Source organism: Sorangium sp. So ce1335 (assembly GCF_051521615.1).
Classification (GTDB): domain Bacteria; phylum Myxococcota_A; class Polyangia; order Polyangiales; family Polyangiaceae; genus Sorangium.
Window position 1 is genome coordinate 1,246,983 of sequence record NZ_CP150363.1, and the last position, 23,655, is coordinate 1,270,637.

The window sequence follows — 23,655 nt, forward strand, 5'->3', positions numbered from 1 at the left end:
CTGCGGGGCCGCGGACGCCCAAGGAGAGACACGACAGATGCCCAGGAAGATTCTTCTCGTCGAGGATTCGAGCACGGTCCGCCAGCAGGTAGGCATCCTGCTCCAGGGGGCGGGCTACGCCACCCTGGAGGCGGACAACGGCCGCGACGCGATCGCCGCCGTCGCCGCCTGCAAGGGGGATCTGGCGATGATCATCGCGGACGTGAACATGCCCGTGATGAACGGCATCGAGATGATCCAGGGCCTGCGGGACAAGAACCTCGCGACAGGCGTCCCGATCCTCATGCTCACGACAGAGGGGCAGCCCGAGCTCATCGAGAAGGCCCGGAAGGCCGGCGCGAAGGGCTGGATCATCAAGCCGTTCAAGCCGGACCTCCTGCTGGCCGCGGTGAAGAAGCTCGCCGGCGAGCCCTGACCCGCCGGAGGTCTGGCGGGTCGGCGTCACAAGGGCCGCGCCTCGCGGCGCGGTCCCGAGCTACTCGCAGGCCGTCGCGTCGAAGCAGACCGCGGGATCCCGCGCGAACGTCCGGAAGCTCTCCGCCTCGGGGTGCCCCGGGAACGGGACGTAGTAATAGACGGGCTTGTCGTCGAAGTCGCTGCCGTCGTAGTAGGTCTGCCACGTGAGCGCGTACGAGACGCCGGTGCTCCGCGCGATCTCGAGCAGGTGCTCGTTGTACCAGTCCTCCGTGAGCGCGCCCTGCCCCGCGCCCGGGAACAGGCTCGTGACCTCGTCCGGGGAGAGCACGACGGCGGATGCCGCGCCGAGGCCGTAGTTCGACAGGAACTCCGTCTTCAGGGTCTGATCGAACAGGGTATCGTTCCACCGGCTGACGTGCTCCGCCGAATACAGCGTGAGCGAGTCGCCCGCCGCGAGCTTGCTCACCCGGTGGAGGAGGTGGAGCCGGTAGGTGCCCGTCTCGGTGAGCGCGTGCGGCTTGCCCTTCGACTCGCCGATCTCCGCGACGGCGCCGGCCATCCGCTTCATGTCGTCGAGATCGGCCGGGGACGCCGCCCGCTCGTAGGGGTAATAGAGGTCGATCCCGAGGATGTCGACGAGGTCGTCGCCGGGATATGCCTCGAGGTAATATTCCTGCAGCATCTCGGACGACGGCGCGCCGCTCTGGGCGAAGATCGCCTGCTGCGGCGGGCTCACGTACGCCGCGCCGAGCTCGGTGAGCTCCTCGACGAGGCGCGCCCGGAGCATGTCGCGAGAGAGGCTCTCCGGGTCCCTGACCTTCGCCTCGGCGGACGTCACCTCGCTGTCGCTCAGCTTCTGCAGCTTGTCGGTCGAGTAGGCGAAGATCACGTTCTCCATCCCCGGCTCGCTCCGGAGGGCCTCGGCGAACGTGCGGTACGCGGCGCGGTACGCGTCGGGGCCGGTGACGGCCTGATCGTCGCCGAGCAGGGCGCCGCAGTTCCAGTAGGGTTGACCCCACCAGAACCAGGCGCCTGTGTGCTCGTGAAACGGCCTGAGCACGATCGGCTTGCCGTCGAGCCCGTGCTCCCGGAAGAACTGGGCCACGTACTTCGCGTGGGCGACGAGCCAGTCGCGCGCGGAGATCCCGGCGTGGCTGCCCTCCGCGATGGGCAGGTCATTGGCGATCTTGCAGATGCACTTCAGGTTCTCCGGGATGTCGTCGGTGGAGGCGAGCGAGCGCGCGTAGTACGTCTCGGCGTAGAACGGCGTCCCGCCGCCCTGGGCGTGGATCGGGACTTCCTGTCCGTCGACCGAGATGGTGGCGAGCGGCGTCTCGATGGCCTCCGCGAAGTCGGAGGTGCTGATGTCGTAGTTGCAAGGGGGCGAGTGCCAGTCGATGGCCACCATGCCGGCCGGCTGAGCGAGCATGTACGCCGCGGCGTCCGCGGTGACGTCGCGCCGATTCCAGGAGACCGGGTCGAAGACCATCGCGTCGAGGGAGAGGCCGAGCAGGCCGGGGGTCTTGCCCACGGTGGCGCCGGCGTCCGACGTCCAGTCGCGCTCGCCGCGGCTCGCCGCGCCCGCGATGGTCGAGAACCAGTCGTTCGTCGACACGAGCTGCATCTTGTCGGCGTCGTAGAGGCCCCACACGGTGCTGTTCTCGTATCCGAACCGGAACTTGCCGTCCCGGGACGACGTGAAGAGGTCCTCGAGGAGCTTGCCCCTCGGCGTGTCCGGGAAGTCCGGGACCTCGCCGGGCGGCGTGTCCTCGCCGGGCGGCGTGTCCTCGCCGGGCGGCGTGTCCTCGCCGGGCGGCGTGTCCTCGCCGGGCGGCGTGTCCTCGCCGGGCGGCGTGTCCTCGCCGGGCGGCGTGCCGTCGTTCGACGACCCGCAGGCGGCGGTCAGGAACAGGATGGATGCGGCGAGCAAGCGTGAGGTCGGCTGGATGCGCTTCATGGGTCCTTCCCTGCGAGCTGTGTCAGTGGGGAAGCAAGACCGGGATAGTTAACCGGTTCAGTTTTTGCGGTCACGCCCGGGGTGAGGCGCCGCCGGTTCCGTGCCGGTCTCACGTCGTGCGCTCATCGGCGCGATGAGGCGGGGCGTCAAGGGTTGCCGGGAGGGGCGGCACCGCCGGGAACGTGCGTCGACCGCCGCCGAGCCGCCGCGCGCGGCGGCGGCGCAGGCCCGGCCGTCCGCCGCCGTGACGCAGCGTGTGAACCGGTTCACCTCGCCGGAGGCCATGCGCCGCCGTGGCGCGGCAACGGGGCTCGGCGCGCGACGCGCGCGTCTCCCTCGCTCGAGGAGCGCCCCGGCGCCGCCGTCGGGGAGCGCCGGGAGGTCTCCGACGTTCGATGCTGCGCCGGGACGTCTCCGACGTTCGCCGCCGCCCCCGACGCCGCGACGGCGCGCGCTCCTACCCCTCGTCGTCGGGTGGCCGTCTGGCGCCGAGCACGGCGAGCCGCACGCGAACACGATACAGCACAAAAAAGATGCGCGCGAAACGACGACGAAACGGGCGGACCTCGACGATCAACCTGCCGAACTGGTCCGTTTGCTGTCACCGACGCGCGTCCCACCCGACGAGGCGAGCATGGCCGCGTACAACCTCCAGGATCCTGCCAGGTTCACCGGTTGGCTCATCGCCGTCGCGTGCAGGTGAGGTCCGCACCCATCTCGAGGAGGTGAAGCCATGTCCGATGCCGCCCCGCTGGACGTCGCGAAGCAGATCGCCGATGTCCAGGTGTCGATCAACTTCGTATGGATCCTCGTCTCGGGGTTCCTCGTGATGCTCATGCAGGCGGGCTTCGCGATGGTCGAGACCGGCCTCACGCGCGCGAAGAACGCCGCGCACACGATGGGGATGAACTTCCTCGTCTATGCGATCGGCATCCTCGGCTTCTGGAGCGTGGGGTTCGCGCTCCAGATGGGCGGCGTCGGCGCGCTCGGGACGCTGGGCGGCGACGGGACGCTCTCGAGCGAGTTCACCGTCACCGTCGCCGGCAGGGAGCTCGGGCTGTTCGGCACGACCGGGTTCTTCCTCGCAGGCGAGGTCTTCACGCCCGCGGTGGCGACGATCTTCTTCTTCCAGATGGTGTTCATGGACACCACCGCGACCATCCCCACGGGGGCGATGGCCGAGCGCTGGAGGTTCCTCTCCTTCGTCCTCTTCAGCGCCGTCATCTCGACGATCATCTATCCCATCTACGCCAACTGGGTCTGGGGCGGAGGGTGGCTGTCCACGCTCGGCAGGGACTTCGGCCTCGGGCACGGCCACGTCGATTTCGCCGGCTGCTCGGTCGTCCACATGACCGGCGGGATCATCGCGTTCATCGGCGCGAAGATGCTCGGCCCGCGCGTCGGCAAGTACGACAGGAGCGGCATGCCCAGGGCCATCCCTGGCCACAACATCCCCATGGTCGTCATCGGCACGTTCATCCTCGCGTTCGGCTGGTTCGGCTTCAACGCCGGGTCCACGCTCGCGGGCACCGACCGGCAGATCAGCGTCGTCGCCACCAACACGATGCTCGCCTCGGCCTCCGGCGCGATCGCGGCGTACATCTACGTGACCGCGCGCTACGGCAAGCCGGACGTGACGATGCTCTGCAACGGAATGCTCGCGGGGCTCGTGTCCATCACGGCGTCGTGCGCGTTCGTCTCGGCGCCGGCGGCCGTGCTCATCGGCGCGGTGGCGGGCGTGCTCGTCGTTGTCTCGACGCTCTTCGTCGAGGGGCGGCTCAAGGTGGATGATCCGGTCGGCGCGGTGTCCGTTCATGCGGTGAACGGGACGTGGGGGATCCTCGCGCTCGGCCTGTTCGCGAACGGCAAGTACGGCGCGGGGCTCAACGGCGTCGAGGGGCCTGTGCGCGGGTTGCTCCACGGCGACGCGAGCCAGCTCGCCGCGCAGCTCGTCGGCATCGCGGCGAACCTCCTCTACGTGGTGCCCGTGAGCGCGGCGGCGCTGTTCGTCATCGACAGGGCCGTGGGCAACCGCGTGTCCGCCGAGGATGAGATCGGCGGCCTCGACGAGCCGGAGATGGGCCTTCAGGGGTATACGGGCGGCGCGCACACAGGCGGGGTGATCACGCCGGAACCGGACTCGACGCTGGTCATCATGGCCGGCGAGTGAGGCCGGTGCCGCGCGCTCGACGCACGACGGCGTCATGGAGAGAGGCCGCACCGCTGTGTCCGGTATTCCGATGCGGGGCCGACATGCCTGCTCGCGAGCAGCGTGGTAGTGTCCGCGTCCTATGCACCACGCGTCGAACGACAGCGAGAGAGAGGACGTCGGCGAGGGCCACTTGGGTCGACTCCACGTCACGCGCGCCTGCTGCGGCGCAGGCGTTTGCAGGAACTACGCGCCCGATCTCCTGGGCGAGGTCTCTCCGGCCCACTGGGAGCGCATGGATGGCGGCGCCCAGCGCCGCGGCCCCGCCGTGCTGGAAGGCACCTACGACGAGGGCGCGTTCACGGGCGTCCTGCGCCAGCCGCGGAGCCTGGCCGATCTCGAGGCGGCGCGCGCGGCGGTCGCCGCCTGCCCGGTCCACGCGCTGCGCCTGAGGACGCCGGCGGGGCGGGTGCGCCCCGGCGCGCTCGGCGCGCCGTTTCGCGCGTGGCCGCGGCGCATCGAGGACGACGTCTGGGCGCTCGGCCACCCCTCGCCCGACAACATCGGCGCCACGAGCTACTTCATCGAGCGCCCCGGCGGCGGCGTGCTCGTCGACCTGCCGAAGCCGAGCGAGGACATCTTCCGCTTCCTCGAGGAGCACGGCGGCGTGCGGTGGATCTTCCTCACGCACCGCGACCACGCCGAGCATCACGCCGAGTTCGCGGCGCGCTTCCCCGGCTGCCGCCGCGTCCTCGGCGCCGCGGACGTGAGGCTGCGCGGCAGCGAGTACGGCGCGGCGACGGGCGACGTCGAGGTCCAGCTTGCCGATCGTCCCGAGCCCATGACCCTGGAGGGCGCGCCGCTCTCCGACGGCGAGCTCGCCGGCGCCGAGCTCGCCGTGCTCTCCCAGCCCGGCCACACGCCGGGCTCGATGTGCCTCCTGTACAGGGGCCGCTTCCTGTTCACGGGCGATCACCTCGCGTACTCGCGGAGGCTCGGGCAGATGACGGCGTTCCGGCTCCAGTGCTGGGACGACTGGGAGCGCCAGATCGGCTCCGTGCGCCGCCTGGCCGCGCTGGCGGAGGCTGGCCACCTCCGCTTCACGTGGGTCCTGCCCGGCCACAACGAGTGGCGCCGCCTCGAGGGCGACGGCAGCGCCGCCGCGACCGCCGACGAGCTCCGCCGCGTCGTCGCCTGGATGGAGCGGCAGGCCCCGGGCCGCGTGCCCCTGCTCCGGTTCGTCCCGTGGGTCCAGAGCCGCACGGCGCCCCGCACCCGCCTCGCCCGCGTCGTGCGCGCCCTCGGCGGCGAGGGCCCCGGGAGCGAGTCGTGGGTGCTGCCGCGCGCGGTCCGCCCCTATTTGCCCGACCACCGGCCGGAGAAGGACGCGGCGGCGCTCCTCCGCGTCGGCCTTGGCGCGGCCGCCGCGCTCGGCGGCGCGGCCGCCGCCGTCTGGCTCACGGCGCGCGCGGCGAGGGCGGCGGTGGCCCGGAGGGCGTGAAGCGGCCCGGGGGCGGGGACGCTCCCGGGAACCGCCGCGCGGGCGCCCGCGCCGGCCGGATCAACTCGAGTGCATCAGATACCGCGTATCCGGGTTGTCGCGGCGCCAGATCACGCTGTCCATGAAGTAATGGTGGATGTTCACGAACACGTAGATCGCCGCGAGATACGGTGTCTCGCCGAGGTCGGCCGCCGCCTCTCCCGCGCTCGCGTTCAGCACCAGCGCGCCGTCGAGGAGCGCCGGCGCGCCCCGGAGCAGCACCCAGCCGAGCCCCACGGCGGACGCCGCCAGCATCGCGAGGCGCAGGGTGGTCGGCTTCCCGAAGGTCGGCGGGCCCTCGGCCTCGCGCGCCTCGTTCCGCCTCAGGAGCCAGACGAAATACAGGTACTGAACGGAGTGGAGCGCCGGGATCAGGTACACCATGAGCCGGTCGAGGCTCGAGTACACCGTCCAGAGCCAGATCGTGATGAAGAACCCCGCCAGCGGCTCGAGCGGCGGTAACCGCCGCTCCGCGCGCCACCTGCGCGCGAGCGCCCAGAGCAGCGCGACGGCGCTCACGCCAAAGGCGATCCCGGCGGCGAGCTCGAGCCCCGGCGGGTGCGCGATCGACGTGTAGATCACGCCCTTCTCCGCGACCTCCCTGCCCGGATCGGCGGGGCTCGCCCACGCATACGCCCAGCCCGCGAAGCAGTGCGCCAGGATGGCCCGGCGCTCCGCCGGGCCGAAGCGGTAGCCCCGTCGCGCCGAGAGCACCGTGAGGATGCCGAAGCCCTGCTTCACGTAGTGCCAGCCCACGAGGAAGAACATGAGCTGGATCATGAAGCCCATGATCCGCGCGGAGCCGGTCGTCAGCGCCGCGGCGGCCCACGCGACGAGCGCGAGCGGCACGAGGAGCCCGGCCACGATGTAGCGAGCGCGCTGCGCGGGGGCGAGCTCGCCGCCGAGGGCGCGCTGCCGCGCGTCCCTGTAAAACAGCAGGTACGTCACCGCGAAGTGCGGGTCGTTGATCAAGGACGCCGCGTGGAACGTCAAGAAGCCGACCGCGAGCTCCGCCGGATCGAGCCCGACGGCGTGGCGCAGGAGCCACGCGAGGGGGAAGAGCACGAGCGTCCCGCCCCCCACCAGCAGGAACTCGATGAGGCGAGCCCGCCGCGCAGGGGGGCGCGACGCCTCGGCGGCGCCGAGCAGCGTCACGGTCGCGCTGGTCATGCGGGCAAGCTACCACAACCAAGGCTTGTACAAGCGCACATCGCCGCATGTGCGCCAGCGCGCCATCAGGCTTGAACAAAGGTGTCCTCGCCCCATGTGCGCCCGCGCGCAGAGGGTCCTCTCCGGCATCTGCCCGGAGATAACCGCCAAGGACGCCAAGACACTGTCTTCTTGTCTTGGCGTCCTCGGCGCCTTGGCGGTTCATTTCTCGCTCGCTCCACGTGATCGTTGCCCTGGCGACGGCGCGCAGCGCTCGGCGCGCGCCCGGAGCGGCGTACGCCCGCAGCGTGACTGCCCGCCCCGCTCGCCCGGAGGTGATCCGGGGGAAGGGCCGGGCTACACTTGGCCTCCGGACAGACTCCTGCGCTCCTCGCCGTCGGGCGGACGGCCTTGAGCAGAATCCTGGCCGCCCCTCCACCGTCCAATCCGCCATGCCCACACCCTACCGAGACGACGTCGACGCCCTCAACGCTCGCCACGCCCAGCTCGTCGAGGAGCTCGCGGCCATCCAGGAGCGGGTGAGGGAGCTCTCGGCCCTTCAGGAGGCCCAGCGGCACCTGGAGGGGGAGCTCGAGACGGTGCGCCAGAAGCTCGACGGCATCGCGGCGCGCCGGGGTCTGCCGCTGCTCGACAGCCTGCGCGTCGCGAGCCCGTGCACCGCGCGCTGGGAAGAGATGGCCGGCGACGACCGGGTGCGCTTCTGCCGCCACTGCGAGAAGCACGTGTACAACCTGTCGGAGATGCCGCGCGAGGAGGCGGAGCGGCTCGTCCGCGCGGCCGCCGGCGACCTCTGCGTGCGGCTCTACCAGCGCGCCGACGGGACGTTGCTCACGGCCGACTGCCCCGTGGGCGTGAGCCGGCGCCGCATCCGCAACCTCGCCGCTGCGGCGGTGGGAGGCGGCCTGCTCGCCGCCGGCACGGCGCTCGGCTCCTCGCTCGTCGTCATGGGCGGCGTCGCGGCGCCGCGCCACGCCGTGGAGCCCGGCGTCAGCATCACCGTGGGCAGCCTCATCCCGCCGCAGAGCGTCGCGCGGCCCGACGCCGACGAGCGCACCGGGAGGAGCGTCGCGCGCCCGCCCGTGCTCCGCGAGGCGCCGCCGCCCGCAGCCGAGGCGCCGCCGCCCGCAGCGGAGGAGCCGCCGACGTACGGCGAAGCGCCGTCCGCGCGCGGCGAGGCGCAGGCCGAGCCCGCCGGGGCTGCGCCGGGCGCAGCGCCCCGGCGTCGCGACGGCGCCAAGGTGGGCTGCGGGTGCGTCGCGGGGGATCCGCTCTGCACCTGCCTGTGACCGGCGCGGGCGACGGCCGCCCGGGATCAGGGCAGCGGGCTAGTCTAGAGCAACAAACGGGTTGAACCCACCTGAAACGAGCAGAACTTCGAACCGCCAAGACGCCAAGGACGCCAAGACTTTGTCTTCTTCTTGGCGTCCTCGGCGTCTTGGCGGTTCATTTCTCGCTCGCCCAACGTGATTGATCGTCGTTCTGGGCTTCGATCACCGCGTCGCGTGGCCGTCCCCCGGATCGGCCCGCGCGAGGCCCTCCTCGGGGCCGCGGCGCCGCTACTGGTTCGCGTCGATGGAGCCGAGGAAGTCGTTGTAGGCGTCGATCTTGTCCGCCGGGACCACGTCGATGCCCGTGTTGACCCGGCGGGCGTCGTCCATCTGGGGGGCGAGGATCGTCCTTGTCGCGTCGAGGCCGATGCTCTTGATGGCGTAGAGGATGTAGGGCACGAGATAGCCCTGGTAGTACTGCCGCTGGATGTGCGTGGCCTTGATGCGCCCGGCGCGCATGTACTCGACGGTCTTCGGATCGAAGTCGAAGGTGACGACGGGCAGCTCCGGCTTTCCCGCGGCCTCTGCGGCCATCGCGCACCGATACGAGATGTTGAACAGGCCGATCAACCCCACGACGGGCGGGTCGGCCGTCCCGATCTGGGCCGTCATCCACGCGACGTCATCGGCCTCGCCCCCGGCGGCCCAGGTGGATTGACGCACGAGGACCTCGTAACCGGCTTCCTCGAACGCTTCCTTGGCGCCGTGCGTCCGGTCCAGGCCGCTGCTCCCGGCCGTGTTGACGCTGCCGTGGAGGATCACCGTCCCCGGGGGCGGGGGCAGCATCGCGAGCAGGGTTCTCGCTGCCTTGGCTCCGGCGGGCCGGTCGAGGCTCCCGACGTAGATCGAGCGCTTCGAGGCCGCCACATCGGCGTCGAGCGTCACGACGTGGACCCCCTCCGCGACGGCCTCCTCGATGGCCGCTGCCTGGATGTCGCTGATCGGCGCGAGGCCGATCCCTTCGGCTCCGTCCGCCACCGCCTGCGCGATCTGCTGATTCTGAAGCGCGTCCGGCGCAGCGCCGTCCTCCGACGACGTGACGGGCCCGACCACGCTCCCCGTGACGTCGAGCTCACCCATGGCCCGGCTCGCGGCCTTCACGACCGGCTCCCAGAAGCCGGTGGCGCCCCTCAGGAGGACGGCCATCTGCATCGGCTCGAGCGAGCTCTCGTTGATCTCGGCGACGAGCCTGTCGACCGTGGCCTCGAGCTCCATGGGCGTGAACTCGTCGTCCAGCGTCGGAGCTCGCTGTATCGGCGTGGTCTTCTCCCCCGCGCCGGGGGGCTCACCCGATCCGCACGCCGCCGTCATCAACGTGAGTCCGAGGACCATTGTCCCCCAATGTCCACTTCTCGCCATGAGATCTCCAGGGCACATTCAGGCCCGAGGATGACATCGCAAGGAGGACTGGCGCGTCAAGCGGCATGAAAAATCTTCGATGAAGATGCGCCGTGCCTGTGGCTGTTTGTGATCAAGGCTGCGGCTTTGACGTCGCGTCGCGCAGGCGCGCTCACCGGCCTCGGGCCAGGCAAATGCCTCACTCCGCCCCGTCCGACGGCATGGCGGGCAGCCACATGCGCACCGTGGTGCCCTCGCCGGGCTGGCTCTCGACACGGATGCTGCCCTGGTGCTCCGTGATGAACCGGTGCGTCAGCGACAGCCCGAGGCCCGTCCCCTGGCCTGGCGGCTTCGTCGTGAAGAACGGCTCGAAGATGCGGCTCAGGTCCTCGGCGCGGATGCCGCAGCCGGTGTCGCGCACGTCGATCTCCACGCCGTGGACGTCGCCGCGCGGGACCGGGCGAGCCCCGACCACGACGGCGCCGCCGTGCGGGCTCGCGTCGAGCGCGTTGCCGATCACGTTGAGCAACGCGGAGTCGAGCTGCGACGTGTTGACGAGCACGACCGGCAGCGCGGCGGGGCTGCTCGCCTCGAGCTGGACCCGGCGCTCGCGCGCCCGCGGCGCGGAGAGGTCGACCGCGCGGCGGAGCGCCTCGCGCACGTCGCACGGCTCCCGGCCGATCGGCTTGCCGCGCGCGTACTCGAGCAGCGCCCTCACGAGCTCCGAGCAGCGGTTCGCCTGCCGCTCGATGGTGACGAGCACCTTCAGGAGCGCCGCCTCGTCGGGCAGGCCGTGCCCCTTCCGGTGCAGCCGGAGCAGGTGCTGCACGTTCATCAGGACGACCGAGACCGGGTTGTTCATCTCGTGCGAGAGCCCCGCGACGAGCGTGCCTATCGCCGCCATCTTGCCCGCCTGGAGCAGCTCCCCCTGCGTCTCCGACAGGCGCGTCAGCGCCGTCGCGAGCTCGCCGTTCTTCGCGGCGAGCTCCAGGTAGACGCGGTGCAGCCGCTCGGCCGCGCGGACCCGCGCCTTCAGCTCCAGCGGGTCGAACGGCTTGCTCACGTAGTCGTCGGCGCCGACCTCGAGCCCCACCACCGCCTCCGCCCGGCTCGCCCTGGCCGTCAGCAGGAGGATCGGGATGTCCCGGAGCTCCGGATTCCCCTTGAGCCGGGAGACCAGCTCGAAGCCATCCATCTCCGGCATCATCACGTCGGACACGACGACGTCCGGCCGCCGCGCCCCGATCGACTCGAGCGCCTCCCGGCCGTTCGTCGCCAGCGCGACCTCGTGCTCGGCCGAGAGGACGCTCTCCAGGTACGAGGCCATGTCCGGGTTGTCCTCCACCACGAGCACGCGCGCGCGGGGCGAGCGCCGCCCGCCCGCGCGCCCCTCGTCGTCATCCCGCGCGCGGGATGCCTCGCCCGCGCCGCGGCCCGCCCCGGCAGGCGACCCCAGCGCCCTCAGCGGCTCCCGCGACGCCGGCGCTTCCTGGGAGGCCGGCGACTCGTGCGATCCCGCCGTCTCCGCCGGTTCCAGCGCGCGGGCGGTCCTCGTCGCGCCCGCGCCCTCCGCGGCGCGCGGGAGGCGCACGAAGAAGCGAGATCCGGACCCGGGCTCGCTCTCCACGCCGAGCGTGCCTCCCATGAGCTCCGTGAGCTCCTTGACCAGCGACAGCCCGATCCCGGTCCCCTCGTGCTTGCGCGTCGCCGACGCGTCGATCTGCTGAAACTTCTGGAAGAGCAGGTGTCTCTTGTCCGCCGGAATGCCTGGACCGGTGTCCTCGACGGAGAGCTCGAACACCCCGTCCATCACCCGCAGATCGACCGCGACGCGGCCCCCCGGCGGCGTGAACTTCAGCGCATTGCCCAGCAGGTTGAGCGCGATCTTCTCGAACTTGCGCCGGTCGAGGGGGACTGTCCGCAGCGCGGTATCCACCTGGATCGAGAGCTGGATGCCGCCGCGCTCCGCCGCCGGCCGCGCCTCTTCGACCATGTCCGCGACGAGCTCTCCCACGTCGACGGCCTCCCGGTGGACCTGCATCTTGCCGGCCTCGATCTTCTGGTAATCGAGGACGTCGTCGACGAGCCGGCGGAGCCGCCGCCCGCTGCGCTGGATGCGCTCCAGGTCCGCCCGCACCTTCGGCGAGAGAGGCTCGTCCGGGCTCGACAGGAGCGACTCGAGCGGTCCGAGGATGAGCGAGAGCGGCGTCCGGAGCTCGTGGCTCATCACGGTGAGGAACTCTCCCTTGGCGCGGGCGGCGGCGTCCGCGGCCTCCTTCGCCTTCTGGAGCTCGATCTCCATCTGCTTGCGCTCGGTGATGTCGGCGTAGATCCCGAGCAGCCCCGTGACCTCGCCGCGCTCGTCGCGGATGGGCACCTTGCTGGTGAGCAGCACCCGGTGCTTGCCGTCCGGGCGGAGCAGCGGCTCCTCGATGTCGAGCATCGGCGTGCCGCGCTCCATGACCTCCCGGTCGACCTGCACGAAGAACTCGACCTCCTTCTGCTTGCCCCACACGTCGAAGTCGGTCTTTCCGACGAGGTTCTCCAGGACCTTCGTGTTCGTGTCGTTGAGGAAGTTCTGGTTTCCTCCCAGGAAACGGCCCTCGCGGTCCTTCCAGAAGATGGCGTGAGGGACGTTGGCGATGACGTACTTGAGCACCGCCTGCTGCTGCTCCAGGGCCTCGCGCGCCTCCTGCTCCCGCCTCCATGCGTCGACGCTGGCGGCGGTGCCCTCCTGCGCTTCGGCCAGCGGCGCCGCCCGGGACGTCTGTGCCTGTCCAGCGCGCGTTCGGCGGGCCGGGACGAGCTTGCTGAGCTTGGCGGAAAGCCGGTAAAGACGTCGCATCGTTCGACTGGCGGTCAAGCATAGGACGGGCCCGGGCGACCTCAAAGCGCGCAGTGCAGGAACACCGCCGTCGAGCATGAGCGCTCGTGTCGGCGGCGCGCCGGCGGGCGGGCGCGGCGGTCCCGTCTCCTCCGGGGCGTGGCGTCGATGGATGGCGCGCGTGGGCCGGGTGCGCGTTCACGCGGTGGCGCCGCCGTGGTAGGGCGCCGCGCTCATGTCGGATCGAGTCGCGCTCATCACCGGAGCGGCGTCGGGCATCGGCGCGGCGACCGCGCGAAGGCTGTCGCAGGCCGTGGGCGGCCTGGTCCTCGTCGACCGGAGCCGCGACGCGCTCCACGCCCTGGCCGAGGAGCTCCGCGGTCCGGAGCTCCTGCTGCGCGCCTTCGACGTGGGGAGCGAGGCCCCCTGGCCCGAGCTCGAGGAGGCCGTGGACCAGCGCTTCGGCAAGCTCGACCATGTCGTCGCGAACGCCGGCATCGCGCACGGCGCGCCGCTCGCGGAGACGTCGTTCGACGACTGGCGGCGCGTCCTCTCCGCGAACCTCGACGGCGTCTTCCTGACGCTCCGGACCGGTCTTCGTCTCCTCCGGAAGACGGGCCAGGGCGGCACGGCCGTGGTCGTCTCGTCGGTCGCGGCCGTCAAGGCCGAGCCTGGCATCGGGGCGTACGCGGCGTCCAAGGCGGGCGCGGCGCAGCTCGTCCGCGTGGCGGCGAAGGAAGGCGCGCCCGACAAGATCCGCGTGAACGGCGTCTTGCCCGGCGGCGTCGAGACGCCGATCTGGACCCAGACGCCCTTCTTCCAGGCGCTCGTGACGACGGCCGGGAGCGAGCGCGCGGCGTTCGACCAGATGGCCGCGATGGCGACGCCCCTCGGCCGTTACGCGAGCGCCGACGAGATCGCCGGCATGATCGCGTTCCTGCTCTCGGACGCGTCGGCCACCATGACCGGCGCGCTCCTCGTCAGCGACGGCGGCTATTCACTCTAGTGCTCCGTGGCTCGTTCCTGGTTTCATGAGAGGAGAATGGAACCACAGAGGCACAGAGGGCACAGAGGAGAGAGATAGAGAAGAGAACAAATATTCTCTCTCTCTCTTTCCTCTGTGCCCTCTGTGCCTCTGTGGTTCAAATTCTTCTTTACTTAACGAAGCGAGGGCGAGGTCAGCGGCGAGAGAAGAGCACTGCTGCCAGCACGCAAGCCCGCAGTCCGTGGATCTGCTGAGCGTGAAAAAGTAAAGCGACAGCGTTCGCGTCAGCCCACGGCGCGCGTCACACGTCCGAAACGGAGGCGCAGCGCGTCACGGCGGCGCAGGGCCATGGACGCCGGGAAAATCGCTTCACATCCCGCGCTCTCGGGGTCGACCGAGACCGGCCGTCCCCCGGCTCCATGACCGAACCATTACCGTGTGGCGAACACAGCGGATGTTATAGAGCGCGAGCTTGTCATTAGGAGGCAGCTCAGCATGGTAGAGAACCCGCAGGCCCTCCGCGGCGCCGGACTCCAGCCGATCGGCATCTGGCGCAGCGGGCCCTGGCTCCCCGCGTTCACATCGACCGATCTGCGGGAGGCCGTGTCCTGCGTGCGCGAGCCGGTGCACGTGGTGCGCGAGACGCCGGATGGGCGCGTCGGCGTGTCCCGCGGCGGCGCGGTCATCCGCGAGGACCAGGTGAATGGAGTCCCGACGTTTCCGCTCCTCGGCACGCTCCCCGCGCTGTACCCGGAGTGGCTCGGAGACCGCTCCTTCCTCGAGGTCCACGGCCTGCGCTTCCCCTACGTGGCCGGCGCGATGGCGAACGGTATCCACACGACGCGCATCACCATCGCCATGGCGAAGGCCGGGATGATGGGGTTCTTCGGCGCCGCCGGCCTCGGGCTGCACCGGATCGAGCAGGCGGTCGACGAGATCATCGCCGCGCTCGGCCCCGACGGCCCGACCTGGGGCTGCAACCTCATCCACGCTCCCAACCAGCCCAGGCTCGAGAGCGACACGGTGGAGCTCTACCTGAGGAAGGGTGTCCGCCGGGCCGAGGCCGCCGCCTACATGGGCCTGAACCCGATGGTCGTGCGGTACGCCTACAGCGGCGTCCGGCGCCTGCCCGACGGCCGCATCGACCGGCAGAACCACCTGTTCGCGAAGATCTCGCGCCCCGAGGTCGCCGCGCGCTTCCTGTCGCCCGCGCCCGCCGAGATCCTCGACACCTGCGTCCGGAACGGGTGGCTCACCCGCGACGAGGCCGAGCTCGCGCGGAGCCTGCCTGTCGCCGAGGACATCACCGTCGAGGCCGACTCCGGGGGGCACACGGACAACCAGCCGCTCGTCGCCCTGTTCCCGGTGATCCTCGGCGTCCGCGACGAGCTGGCGGCGAAGCACGGCTATCAGCGCCCGATCCGCGTCGGCGCCGCCGGCGGCCTCTCCACGCCGTCCACCGTGGCGGCCGCGTTCTCGCTCGGGGCCGCGTACGTGCTCACGGGCTCGGTCAACCAGGCGTGCGTCGAGTCGGGCCTGTCCGACGAGGGCAAGAAGATGCTCGCCCAGGCCGACCTCCCCGACGTCGTGATGACGCCCGCCGCCGACATGTTCGAGCTCGGCGTGCAGGTCCAGGTGCTCAAGCGCGGCACGATGTTCGGCGTCCGCGCGCAGCGGCTCTACGACCTCTACGTCGCCCACGCATCCATCGAGTCGCTGCCCGCCGACGTGCGCGCGCGCATCGAGCGGGAGATGTTCCAGATGTCGTGCGACGAGGTGTGGTCGGGCTGCGAGCGGTTCTTCGCGGAGCGCGACCCCGCCGAGCTCGAGCGCGCCGCGCGCGATCCCAAGCACAAGATGGCGCTGATCTTCCGCTGGTATCTCGGCATGTCCAGCAAGTGGGCCATCGCCGGGGACCCGAAGCGCCGCGCGGATTACCAGATCTGGTGTGGCCCGGCGATGGGCGCGTTCAACCGCTGGGTCAAGGGGTCCTTTCTCGAGGACCCGCAGAACCGAACTGTCGTCCAGGTCGCGCGCAACCTGCTCGAGGGCGCGGCCGTCGTCACGCGCGCGCAGCAGCTCCGGACGTACGGCGTCCCCGTGCCGAGCGCCGCCTTCAGCTTCACTCCCCGCCCGCTCGCCTGAGCGCCTGAACACCTGCTGAGGTCCTTATGCACGCTTCGTCCTCCCGTATTCCGCCCATCGCAGTCGTCGGCGTGAGCGCCATCTTCCCCGGCTCGCTCGACGCGCACGGCTTCTGGCGCGACATCCTGGCCGGGACCGACCTCATCACGGACGTCCCGGCGTCGCACTGGCTCGTCGAGGACTACTACGATCCCGACCCGTCCGCGCCCGACAAGACGTACGCGAAGCGCGGCGCCTTCCTGAAGAACGTGCCGTTCGATCCGCTGGAGTGGGGCGTGCCGCCCTCGATCGTGCCGGCGACGGACACGACGCAGCTCCTCGCGCTGATCGTGGCGAAGCGCGTGCTGGAGGACGCGGCGCAGGGGCAGTTCGAGGCGATGAACCGCGAGCGGATGAGCGTCATCCTCGGCGTCACCTCGGCGCAGGAGCTGCTCGCCTCGATGGTGAGCCGGATCCAGCGGCCTGTCTGGGCGCGCGCGCTCCGGGAGCTCGGGTATCCGGAGGACGAGGTGACGCGCGCCTGCGACACGATCGCAGGCAAGTACGTGCCCTGGCAGGAGTCGTCCTTCCCCGGCCTGCTCGGCAACGTGGTGGCCGGGCGCATCGCGAACCGGCTCGACCTCGGCGGGACGAACTGCGTGACGGACGCGGCGTGCGCGTCGTCGCTGTCGGCGATGTCGATGGCGATCAACGAGCTCGCGCTCGGCCAGTCGGACCTCGTGATCGCGGGCGGCTGCGACACGATGAACGACGCCTTCATGTACATGTGCTTCAGCAAGACGCCGGCCCTGTCGCGGTCGGGCGACTGCCGCCCGTTCTCCGACAAGGCCGACGGCACGCTGCTCGGCGAGGGCATCGCCATGGTGGCGCTCAAGCGGCTCGACGACGCCGAGCGCGACGGCGACCGGGTGTACGCGGTGATCCGCGGGATCGGCTCGTCCTCGGACGGCCGGAGCAAGAGCGTGTACGCGCCGGTGCCGGAAGGGCAGGCGAAGGCGCTGCGCCGGACCTACGCCGCCGCCGGGTACGGGCCCGACACCGTGGAGCTGATGGAGGCCCACGGCACCGGGACGAAGGCGGGCGACGCGGCCGAGTTCGAGGGCCTGCGCGTCATGTTCGACGAGTCGGGGCGCGCCGACAGGCAGTGGTGCGCGCTCGGCAGCGTCAAATCGCAGATCGGCCACACGAAGGCGGCGGCCGGCGCGGCGGGGCTGTTCAAGGCGATCATGGCGCTTCACCACAAGGTGCTCCCGCCGACCATCAAGGTCGACAAGCCGAACCCGAAGCTCGAGATCGAAAAGACTCCTTTCTATCTGAACACCGAGGCGCGGCCGTGGATCCGCGCGGCCGATCACCCGCGGCGGGCGTCGGTGAGCTCGTTCGGGTTCGGCGGATCGAACTTCCACGTCGCGCTGGAGGAGTACACGGGCCCGGCGCCGAGGGCGTGGCGGGTGCGGTCCGCGCCGGCGGAGCTCGTGCTCCTGTCGGCGGACACGCCGGCGGCGCTCGCGGACCGCGCGCGGGCGCTGGCGAAGGCGGCGGAGACGCCGGAGATCCTGCGCTTCCTGGCGCGGGAGTCGGTGCTCTCGTTCGACGCGTCGAGGCCGGCGCGGCTCGGGCTGTGCGCGACGGACGAGGCGGATCTCGCGAGGAAGCTCGAGCAGGTCGCGTCGCACCTCGGGGCGAGGCCGGAGCAGGCGCTCGCCGCGCCGCTCGTTCACTACGCGAACGGCGAGGCGCCGGGGCAGGTGGCGTTCCTGTTCCCGGGGCAGGGGAGCCAGTACGTGGCGATGGGCGCCGACGTGCTGATGACGTTCGACGCGGCCCGCGCCGCGTGGGACGCGGCGGCGGGCGTCTCGCTCGGGGAGGTGCCGCTGCACGAGGTGGTGTTCCCGCGGCCGGTGTTCTCGGACGAGGAGCGCCGGGCGCAGGAGGCGCGGCTGCGCGAGACGCGGTGGGCGCAGCCCGCGATCGGCGCGACGAGCCTCGCGCACCTCGCGTTGCTCGAGGCGCTCGGGGTGCGGGCGGACGCGTTCGCGGGCCACAGCTTCGGCGAGATCGCGGCGCTCCACGCGGCGGGCGCGCTCTCGGCGGCGGACCTCTTGCGGGTGGCGCGGCGGCGGGGCGAGCTGATGGGCGCCGCGTCGTCGGAGCGGGGGGCGATGATCGCGGTCCCGCGGCCGATCGACGAGGTGCGGGCGCTCGGGCTCGGCGACGTCGTCGTCGCGAACCACAACGGGCCGAAGCAGGTGGTGCTGTCGGGCTCGGTCGCGGCGATCGAGGCGGCGGAGCGGCGGCTCGGGGAGCTCGGGATCCAGGCGCGGCGGCTCGACGTCGCCGCGGCGTTCCACTCGCCGCTCGTGGCGGAGGCGAGCGCGCCGTTCCGCGAGTTCCTTGGCGGGATCGATGTGGGGGCGCCGGCCGCGCCCGTGTACAGCAACGCGGAGGTCGAGCCGTACCCGGGCGGCGGCGACGCGGCGCGCGACCGGCTGGCGCGTCAGCTCGCGGAGCCGGTGCGGTTCGTCGAGGAGATCGAGCGGATGTACGCGGCCGGGGTGCGCACGTTCGTCGAGGTGGGCCCCGGGTCGGTGCTGACGAACCTGGTGGGCGAGATCCTGAGCGGCCGGCCGCACCGCGCCGTGGCGCTCGACCGCAAGGGCAAGCACGGCGTGACGAGCCTGTTCGAGGCGGTGGCGCGGCTCGCCGTGGCCGGGGTCCCGCTGGACGCGCGCGTCCTGTGGGAGGGCTTCGCGGCGCCGGTCGACCCGCGGACGCTGCCGAAGCCGAAGCTGGCGCTGCCGATCAACGGGAGCAACTACGGCAAGCCGTACCCGCCGCAGGGCGGCGCGAAGGAGCTGCCGAAGACGAGCGCGGCGCGGCCGGGGCAGAAGCCGGCGGCGGAGACGGTGGCGGTGGTGAGCGCGGCGCAGCCGGCGGTGAGCGCGGCCAAGCCGGCAGGGAGCGCGTCGGGGCCGGCAGGGAGCGCGTCGGGGCCGGCAGGGAGCGCGTCGGCGCCGGCAGTGCGCGTGTCCCAGCCTACAGTGAGCGCGTCGGCGCCGGCAGTGCGCGTGTCCCAGCCTACAGTGAGCGCGTCGGCGCCGGCAGTGAGCGCGTCGGCGCCGGCAGTGCGTGCGTCATCGTCGGTGGTGAGCGTGTCAGCGCCGGCAGTGAGCGCGTCGCCGGCGATGGTGAGCGCGTCGGCGCCGGCAGTGCGTGCGTCATCGTCGGTGGTGAGCGTGTCAGCGCCGGCAGTGAGCGCGTCGCCGGCGGTGGTGAGCGTGTCAGCGCCGGCCGTCAGCGCGTCGTGGCTGGCTGCATACCAGGAGGCGCAGCGCGCCACGGCGGAGGCGCACGGCGTGTACCAGCGCACGATGGCCGAGAGCCACATCGCCTTCCTGCAGGCGGCGGAGGCCTCCTTCGCGGGGCTCGCCGCGCTCGCTACCGGCGCGCCGTACACGGCCGCCGCCACCGCGCCGCCCGTGGCGCGCCCTGCGCCCATGCTGCTCTCACCGGTGCACGCGGGGCCGATCTCGGAGGCGTCCCTGGGGTCTGCGAGCGCGCTGGCGCGCGGCGGCAGCGTGGGCCGGGACGGCCTCAATGGCGCAGGCGGAGAGCACCACGCCGCGATCGTCACCGCGGCGCCTGCGGCGCCCGCCGTGACAGCGACGGCCGCAGCGCCGGCGCCCCAGCTGGCAGCGAAGGCGGCGGTGGCAGCGCCGGCGCCCGCGGTGGCAGCGAAGGCGGCGGTGGCAGCGCCGGCGCCCGCCGTGGCAGCGCCCGTGCCGGTCACCGCGGCGCCCGCCGTGGCAGCGGCCGCGAGGCCGGCGGCGCCCGCCGCGGCAACGCAGGCGGCCGTGGCCGCGCCGGCGGCAGATATCGAGCGGCTGGTCCTCGAGGTGGTCGCGGACAAGACGGGATACCCCGTCTCCATGCTCGGGCTGCAGATGGAGCTCGAGAGCGATCTGGGCATCGACAGCATCAAGCGGGTGGAGATCCTGTCGTCGGTCCGGGACCGCACGCCCGGGCTGTCGGAGGTCGACGCCTCGGCGCTGGCGCAGCTCCGCACGCTCGGTCAGGTCGTCGAGCACCTCCGCACATCGCTGCCCGCCGCGCCGGTAGCGAGCGCGAGGCCCGCCGTGGCCGCTGCGCCTGTCGCCGCGCCGGCCGCCGCCGCCGCGCCCGCCACGGCTTTCGCCGCTGCGCCGGCTGCGTCCGCGGAGGTCGAGCGGGTCGTGATGGCGGTCGTGGCGGAGACGACGGGCTACCCGGCCGAGATGCTCGGATTGCAGATGGAGCTGGAGAGCGACCTCGGCATCGACAGCATCAAGCGGGTGGAGATCCTGTCGGCGGTCCGTGACCGCACGCCGGGGCTGTCAGAGGTCGACGCCTCGGCGCTGGCGCAGCTCCGTACGCTCGGCCAGGTCGTCGAGCACCTGCGCGCCTCGCTGCCCGCCGGCGCGCCGGCAGCGGCCGCCGTCGCGGCGCCAATCGCGGCGCCGGCAGCAACCGCGAGCGCGGCGCCTGCCGTCGCAGCCGGCGCGACCCCCGCGGCGGCCGACGTCGAGCGGGTGGTGATGGCGGTCGTGGCGGAGACGACGGGCTACCCGGCCGAGATGCTCGGATTGCAGATGGAGCTGGAGAGCGACCTCGGCATCGACAGCATCAAGCGGGTGGAGATCCTGTCGGCGGTCCGTGACCGGACGCCCGGGCTGTCGGAGGTCGACGCCTCGGCGCTGGCGCAGCTCCGCACGCTCGGCCAGGTCGTCGACCACCTGCGCGCCTCGCTGCCCGCCGGCGCACCGGCAGCGGCCGCCGTCGCGGCGCCAATCGCGGCGCCGGCAGCAACCGCGAGCGCGGCGCCTGCCGTCGCAGTCGGCGCGACCCCCGCGGCGGCCGACGTCGAGCGGGTGGTGATGGCGGTCGTGGCGGAGACGACGGGCTACCCGGCCGAGATGCTCGGATTGCAGATGGAGCTGGAGAGCGACCTGGGCATCGACAGCATCAAGCGGGTGGAGATCCTGTCGGCGGTCCGTGACCGGACGCCCGGGCTGTCGGAGGTCGACGCCTCGGCGCTCGCGCAGCTCCGCACGCTCGGCCAGGTCGTCGACCACCTGCGCGCCTCGCTGCCCGCCGGCGCGCCGGCAGCGGCCGCCGTCGCGTCGCCGGCGGCATCCGCCGTCGCATCGCCCGCCGCGGCGCCCGCCGTCGCAGCCGGCGCGACCCCCGCGGCGGCCGACGTCGAGCGGGTGGTGATGGCGGTCGTGGCGGAGACGACGGGCTACCCGGCCGAGATGCTGGGACTGCAGATGGAGCTGGAGAGCGACCTCGGCATCGACAGCATCAAGCGGGTGGAGATCCTGTCGGCGGTCCGTGACCGGACGCCCGGGCTGTCGGAGGTCGACGCCTCGGCGCTGGCGCAGCTCCGCACGCTCGGCCAGGTCGTCGAGCACCTCCGCGCGAACCTCGGCCCGGCCGCCGGCGCTGCCCCGGCCGCGCCCGCCGAGGACACGGCCCCGGCCTCCGCGGACCTCGGCCGGTGGACGCTCGCCGAGGCGCCGGCGCCCGCCGCCGGCCTCGCGATGCCCGGCCTCTTCGACGCCGGCACCGTGGTGGTCACCGGCCACGACGCGATCGGCCCCGCGCTCGTCGCCGCCCTCGCGGCGCGCGGCGTCGCGGCCGAGTACGCCCCCGCCGTGCCCCGCGGCGCCCGCGGCGCCGTGTTCCTCGGCGGCCTGCGCGACCTCGCCACCGTCGACGAGGCGCTCGCCGTCCACCGCGAGGCGTTCCTCGCCGCCCAGGCCATCGCGGCGCAGCCGGCCCTGTTCGTCACGGTCCAGGACACCGGCGGCGACTTCGGCCTCGCCGGATCGGACCGCGCCTGGGCGGGCGGGCTGCCCGGCCTCGCGAAGACCGCGGCCGTCGAGTGGCCCGACGCCTCCTGCCGCGCCATCGACGTCGAGCGCGGCGGGCGGCCCGCCGGCGAGCTCGCCGAGGCGATCGCGGCGGAGCTCCTCTCCGGCGGCGTCGAGCTCGAGATCGGCCTGCGCGCCGACGGCCGGCGCACCACGCTGCGCAGCGTCCGCGAGGCCGCGCGGCCCGGGCCGCTCCCGCTCGGGCCGTCCGACGTCGTCGTGGCGAGCGGCGGCGCCCGCGGCGTGACGGCGGCGACGCTGATCGCGCTCGCCAGGGCCAGCCGCGCGCGGTTCGCCCTGCTCGGCCGCACCGCGCTCGAGGACGACCCGGCCGCGTGCCGCGGCGTGGACGGCGAGGCGGCGCTCAAGGCGGCGCTGGTCAAGGCGGCGGCCGCCGCGGGCCACAAGGCGACCCCGGCGGAGATCGGCCGCCGGGTCGCGAGGATCCTCGCGAACCGCGAGGTCCGCGCGACGCTCGACGCGATCCGCGCCGCCGGCGGCGAGGCCCTCTACGTGTCGGCCGACGTGAACGACGCGCGCGCGGTGGCCGCGGCGCTCGACGACGTGCGCCGCGCCTTCGGCGCCGTCACCGCGATCGTCCACGGCGCCGGCGTGCTCGCCGACAAGCTCGTCGCCGAGAAGACGGTCGAGCAGTTCGACCGCGTGTTCAACACGAAGGTCGACGGCCTCCGGGCCCTGCTCGGCGCGACGGCGGGCGACCCGCTCAGGGCGATCGTGCTCTTCAGCTCGATCGCCGCGCGCAGCGGCAACAAGGGGCAGTGCGACTACGCGATGGCGAACGAGGTCCTGAACAAGGTCGCCGCCGCCGAGGCCGCGCGCCGCCCCGGCTGCGTCGTGAAGTCGCTCGGCTGGGGCCCCTGGCAGGGCGGCATGGTGAACGCGGCGCTCGAGGCGCACTTCGCGCAGCTCGGCGTGCCGCTCATCCCGCTCGCGGCGGGCGCGAGGATGCTGATCGACGAGCTCTGCGACGGCGCCGGCGCCGGCGATGCGCGCGCGGCGGTCGAGGTCGTGCTCGGCGCGGAGCCGAAGAGCCTCGCGGCCGACGGCCACGGCCGGCGGGTCGCGCTCGCCGTGCGCGCGGACCGCGCGACGCACCCGTACCTCGGCGATCACGCCATCAACGGCGTCCCCGTCGTGCCGGTGGTGATCGCGCTCGAGTGGTTCGCCCGCGCGGCGCGCGCGTGCCGGCCGGATCTCGTCGTGACCCAGTGCCGCGACGTGCGCGTGCTGCGCGGGATCAAGCTCGCGGCGTACGAGTCGGGCGGCGAGGTGTTCCGCGTCGACTGCCGCGAGGTGAGCAACGGCCACGGCGCGGTGCTCGCGGCCGAGCTGCGCGGGCCGCAGGGGGCGCTGCACTACGCGGCGACCATCGAGATGCGGCCGCCCGCCGAGCGCGTGGCCCCGAAGGGCCCCGCCGCGCCGGCGCTCGGCCCGTGGAGCGGCGGCGACGACCCGTACGACGGCCACACGCTCTTCCACGGCCGCGACTTCCAGGTGATCCGGCGGCTCGACGGCGTGAGCCGCGAGGGGATCGCGGGGACGGTCGTGGGCCTGCGCGAGGCCGGCTGGGTTGCCCAGCCGTGGAAGACCGACCCGGCGGCGCTCGACGGCGGGCTGCAGCTCGCGACGCTGTGGACGCAGCACGTGCTCGGCGGCGCGGCGCTCCCGATGTCCGTCGGCGCGCTCCACACCTTCGCCGAGGGGCCGTCGGACGGCCCGCTGCGCGCGGTGGTGCGCGGGCAGATCGTGGCCCGCGACCGCACGAAGGCGGACATCGCGTTCGTCGATCCCGAGGGCACGCTCGTCGCCGAGCTGCGCGACGTGCAGTACGTCCTGCGGCCCGACACGGCGCGCGGCCAGGCGTGAGCG

11 protein-coding genes are annotated in these 23,655 nt (G+C 72.8%); 7 read left to right on the forward strand and 4 right to left on the reverse strand.

Features of this window, described 5'->3' with window-relative positions:
• Positions 1 to 37: 37 nt before the first annotated feature.
• On the forward strand, positions 38 to 415 hold the full coding sequence (locus WMF24_RS04525) for a response regulator (protein WP_437735110.1): 378 nt from the start codon (positions 38 to 40) through the stop codon (positions 413 to 415).
• 60 nt (positions 416 to 475) lie between these two features.
• Here WMF24_RS04525 and WMF24_RS04530 read toward each other — a convergent pair whose 3' ends face one another.
• Positions 476 to 2,374: a glycosyl hydrolase gene (locus tag WMF24_RS04530; RefSeq protein ID WP_437735111.1), complete on the reverse strand. Its 1,899-nt coding sequence runs from the start codon at positions 2,372 to 2,374 to the stop codon at positions 476 to 478.
• Between the two features lie 733 nt (positions 2,375 to 3,107).
• Between WMF24_RS04530 and WMF24_RS04535 the strand changes: the two genes are divergently transcribed.
• Positions 3,108 to 4,544, forward strand: coding sequence for an ammonium transporter (locus WMF24_RS04535; protein WP_437735112.1), 1,437 nt, complete (start codon positions 3,108 to 3,110; stop codon positions 4,542 to 4,544).
• Positions 4,545 to 4,665: 121 nt separating this feature from the next.
• Positions 4,666 to 6,024 (forward strand): MBL fold metallo-hydrolase, encoded by a 1,359-nt coding sequence (locus tag WMF24_RS04540; protein WP_437735113.1) that lies wholly within the window; start codon positions 4,666 to 4,668, stop codon positions 6,022 to 6,024.
• A gap of 60 nt (positions 6,025 to 6,084) precedes the next feature.
• On the opposite strand, the gene WMF24_RS04545 is transcribed toward WMF24_RS04540, so the two are convergent.
• Positions 6,085 to 7,233, reverse strand: a complete 1,149-nt coding sequence (locus WMF24_RS04545; protein WP_437735114.1) for a hypothetical protein — start codon at positions 7,231 to 7,233, stop codon at positions 6,085 to 6,087.
• Between the two features lie 431 nt (positions 7,234 to 7,664).
• On the opposite strand from WMF24_RS04545, the gene WMF24_RS04550 reads away from it, so the two are divergent.
• On the forward strand, positions 7,665 to 8,519 hold the full coding sequence (locus tag WMF24_RS04550; RefSeq protein WP_437735115.1) for a hypothetical protein: 855 nt from the start codon (positions 7,665 to 7,667) through the stop codon (positions 8,517 to 8,519).
• Between the two features lie 270 nt (positions 8,520 to 8,789).
• Here WMF24_RS04550 and WMF24_RS04555 read toward each other — a convergent pair whose 3' ends face one another.
• Positions 8,790 to 9,893 carry a substrate-binding domain-containing protein gene (locus WMF24_RS04555; protein ID WP_437735116.1) on the reverse strand — a complete coding sequence of 368 codons (1,104 nt, stop codon included), beginning with the start codon at positions 9,891 to 9,893 and terminating at the stop codon, positions 8,790 to 8,792.
• Between the two features lie 205 nt (positions 9,894 to 10,098).
• The gene (locus tag WMF24_RS04560; protein ID WP_437735117.1) at positions 10,099 to 12,744 is read right to left on the reverse strand and encodes an ATP-binding protein; all 2,646 of its coding nucleotides are present in this window, start codon (positions 12,742 to 12,744) and stop codon (positions 10,099 to 10,101) included.
• Between the two features lie 214 nt (positions 12,745 to 12,958).
• Here WMF24_RS04560 and WMF24_RS04565 point away from each other — a divergent pair, with 214 nt between their 5' ends.
• The 3 genes from WMF24_RS04565 to WMF24_RS04575 all read left to right on the forward strand — a co-directional run bounded on the left by WMF24_RS04565 (position 12,959) and on the right by WMF24_RS04575 (position 23,652).
• The gene (locus tag WMF24_RS04565; protein ID WP_437735118.1) at positions 12,959 to 13,729 is read left to right on the forward strand and encodes an SDR family NAD(P)-dependent oxidoreductase; all 771 of its coding nucleotides are present in this window, start codon (positions 12,959 to 12,961) and stop codon (positions 13,727 to 13,729) included.
• 474 nt (positions 13,730 to 14,203) lie between these two features.
• Entirely contained in the window at positions 14,204 to 15,853 is a 1,650-nt protein-coding gene (locus tag WMF24_RS04570) for a PfaD family polyunsaturated fatty acid/polyketide biosynthesis protein (RefSeq protein WP_437735119.1), read from the forward strand.
• A 26-nt stretch (positions 15,854 to 15,879) separates the two neighbouring features.
• The gene (locus WMF24_RS04575) at positions 15,880 to 23,652 is read left to right on the forward strand and encodes an SDR family NAD(P)-dependent oxidoreductase (protein WP_437735120.1); all 7,773 of its coding nucleotides are present in this window, start codon (positions 15,880 to 15,882) and stop codon (positions 23,650 to 23,652) included.
• Positions 23,653 to 23,655 lie beyond the last annotated feature (3 nt).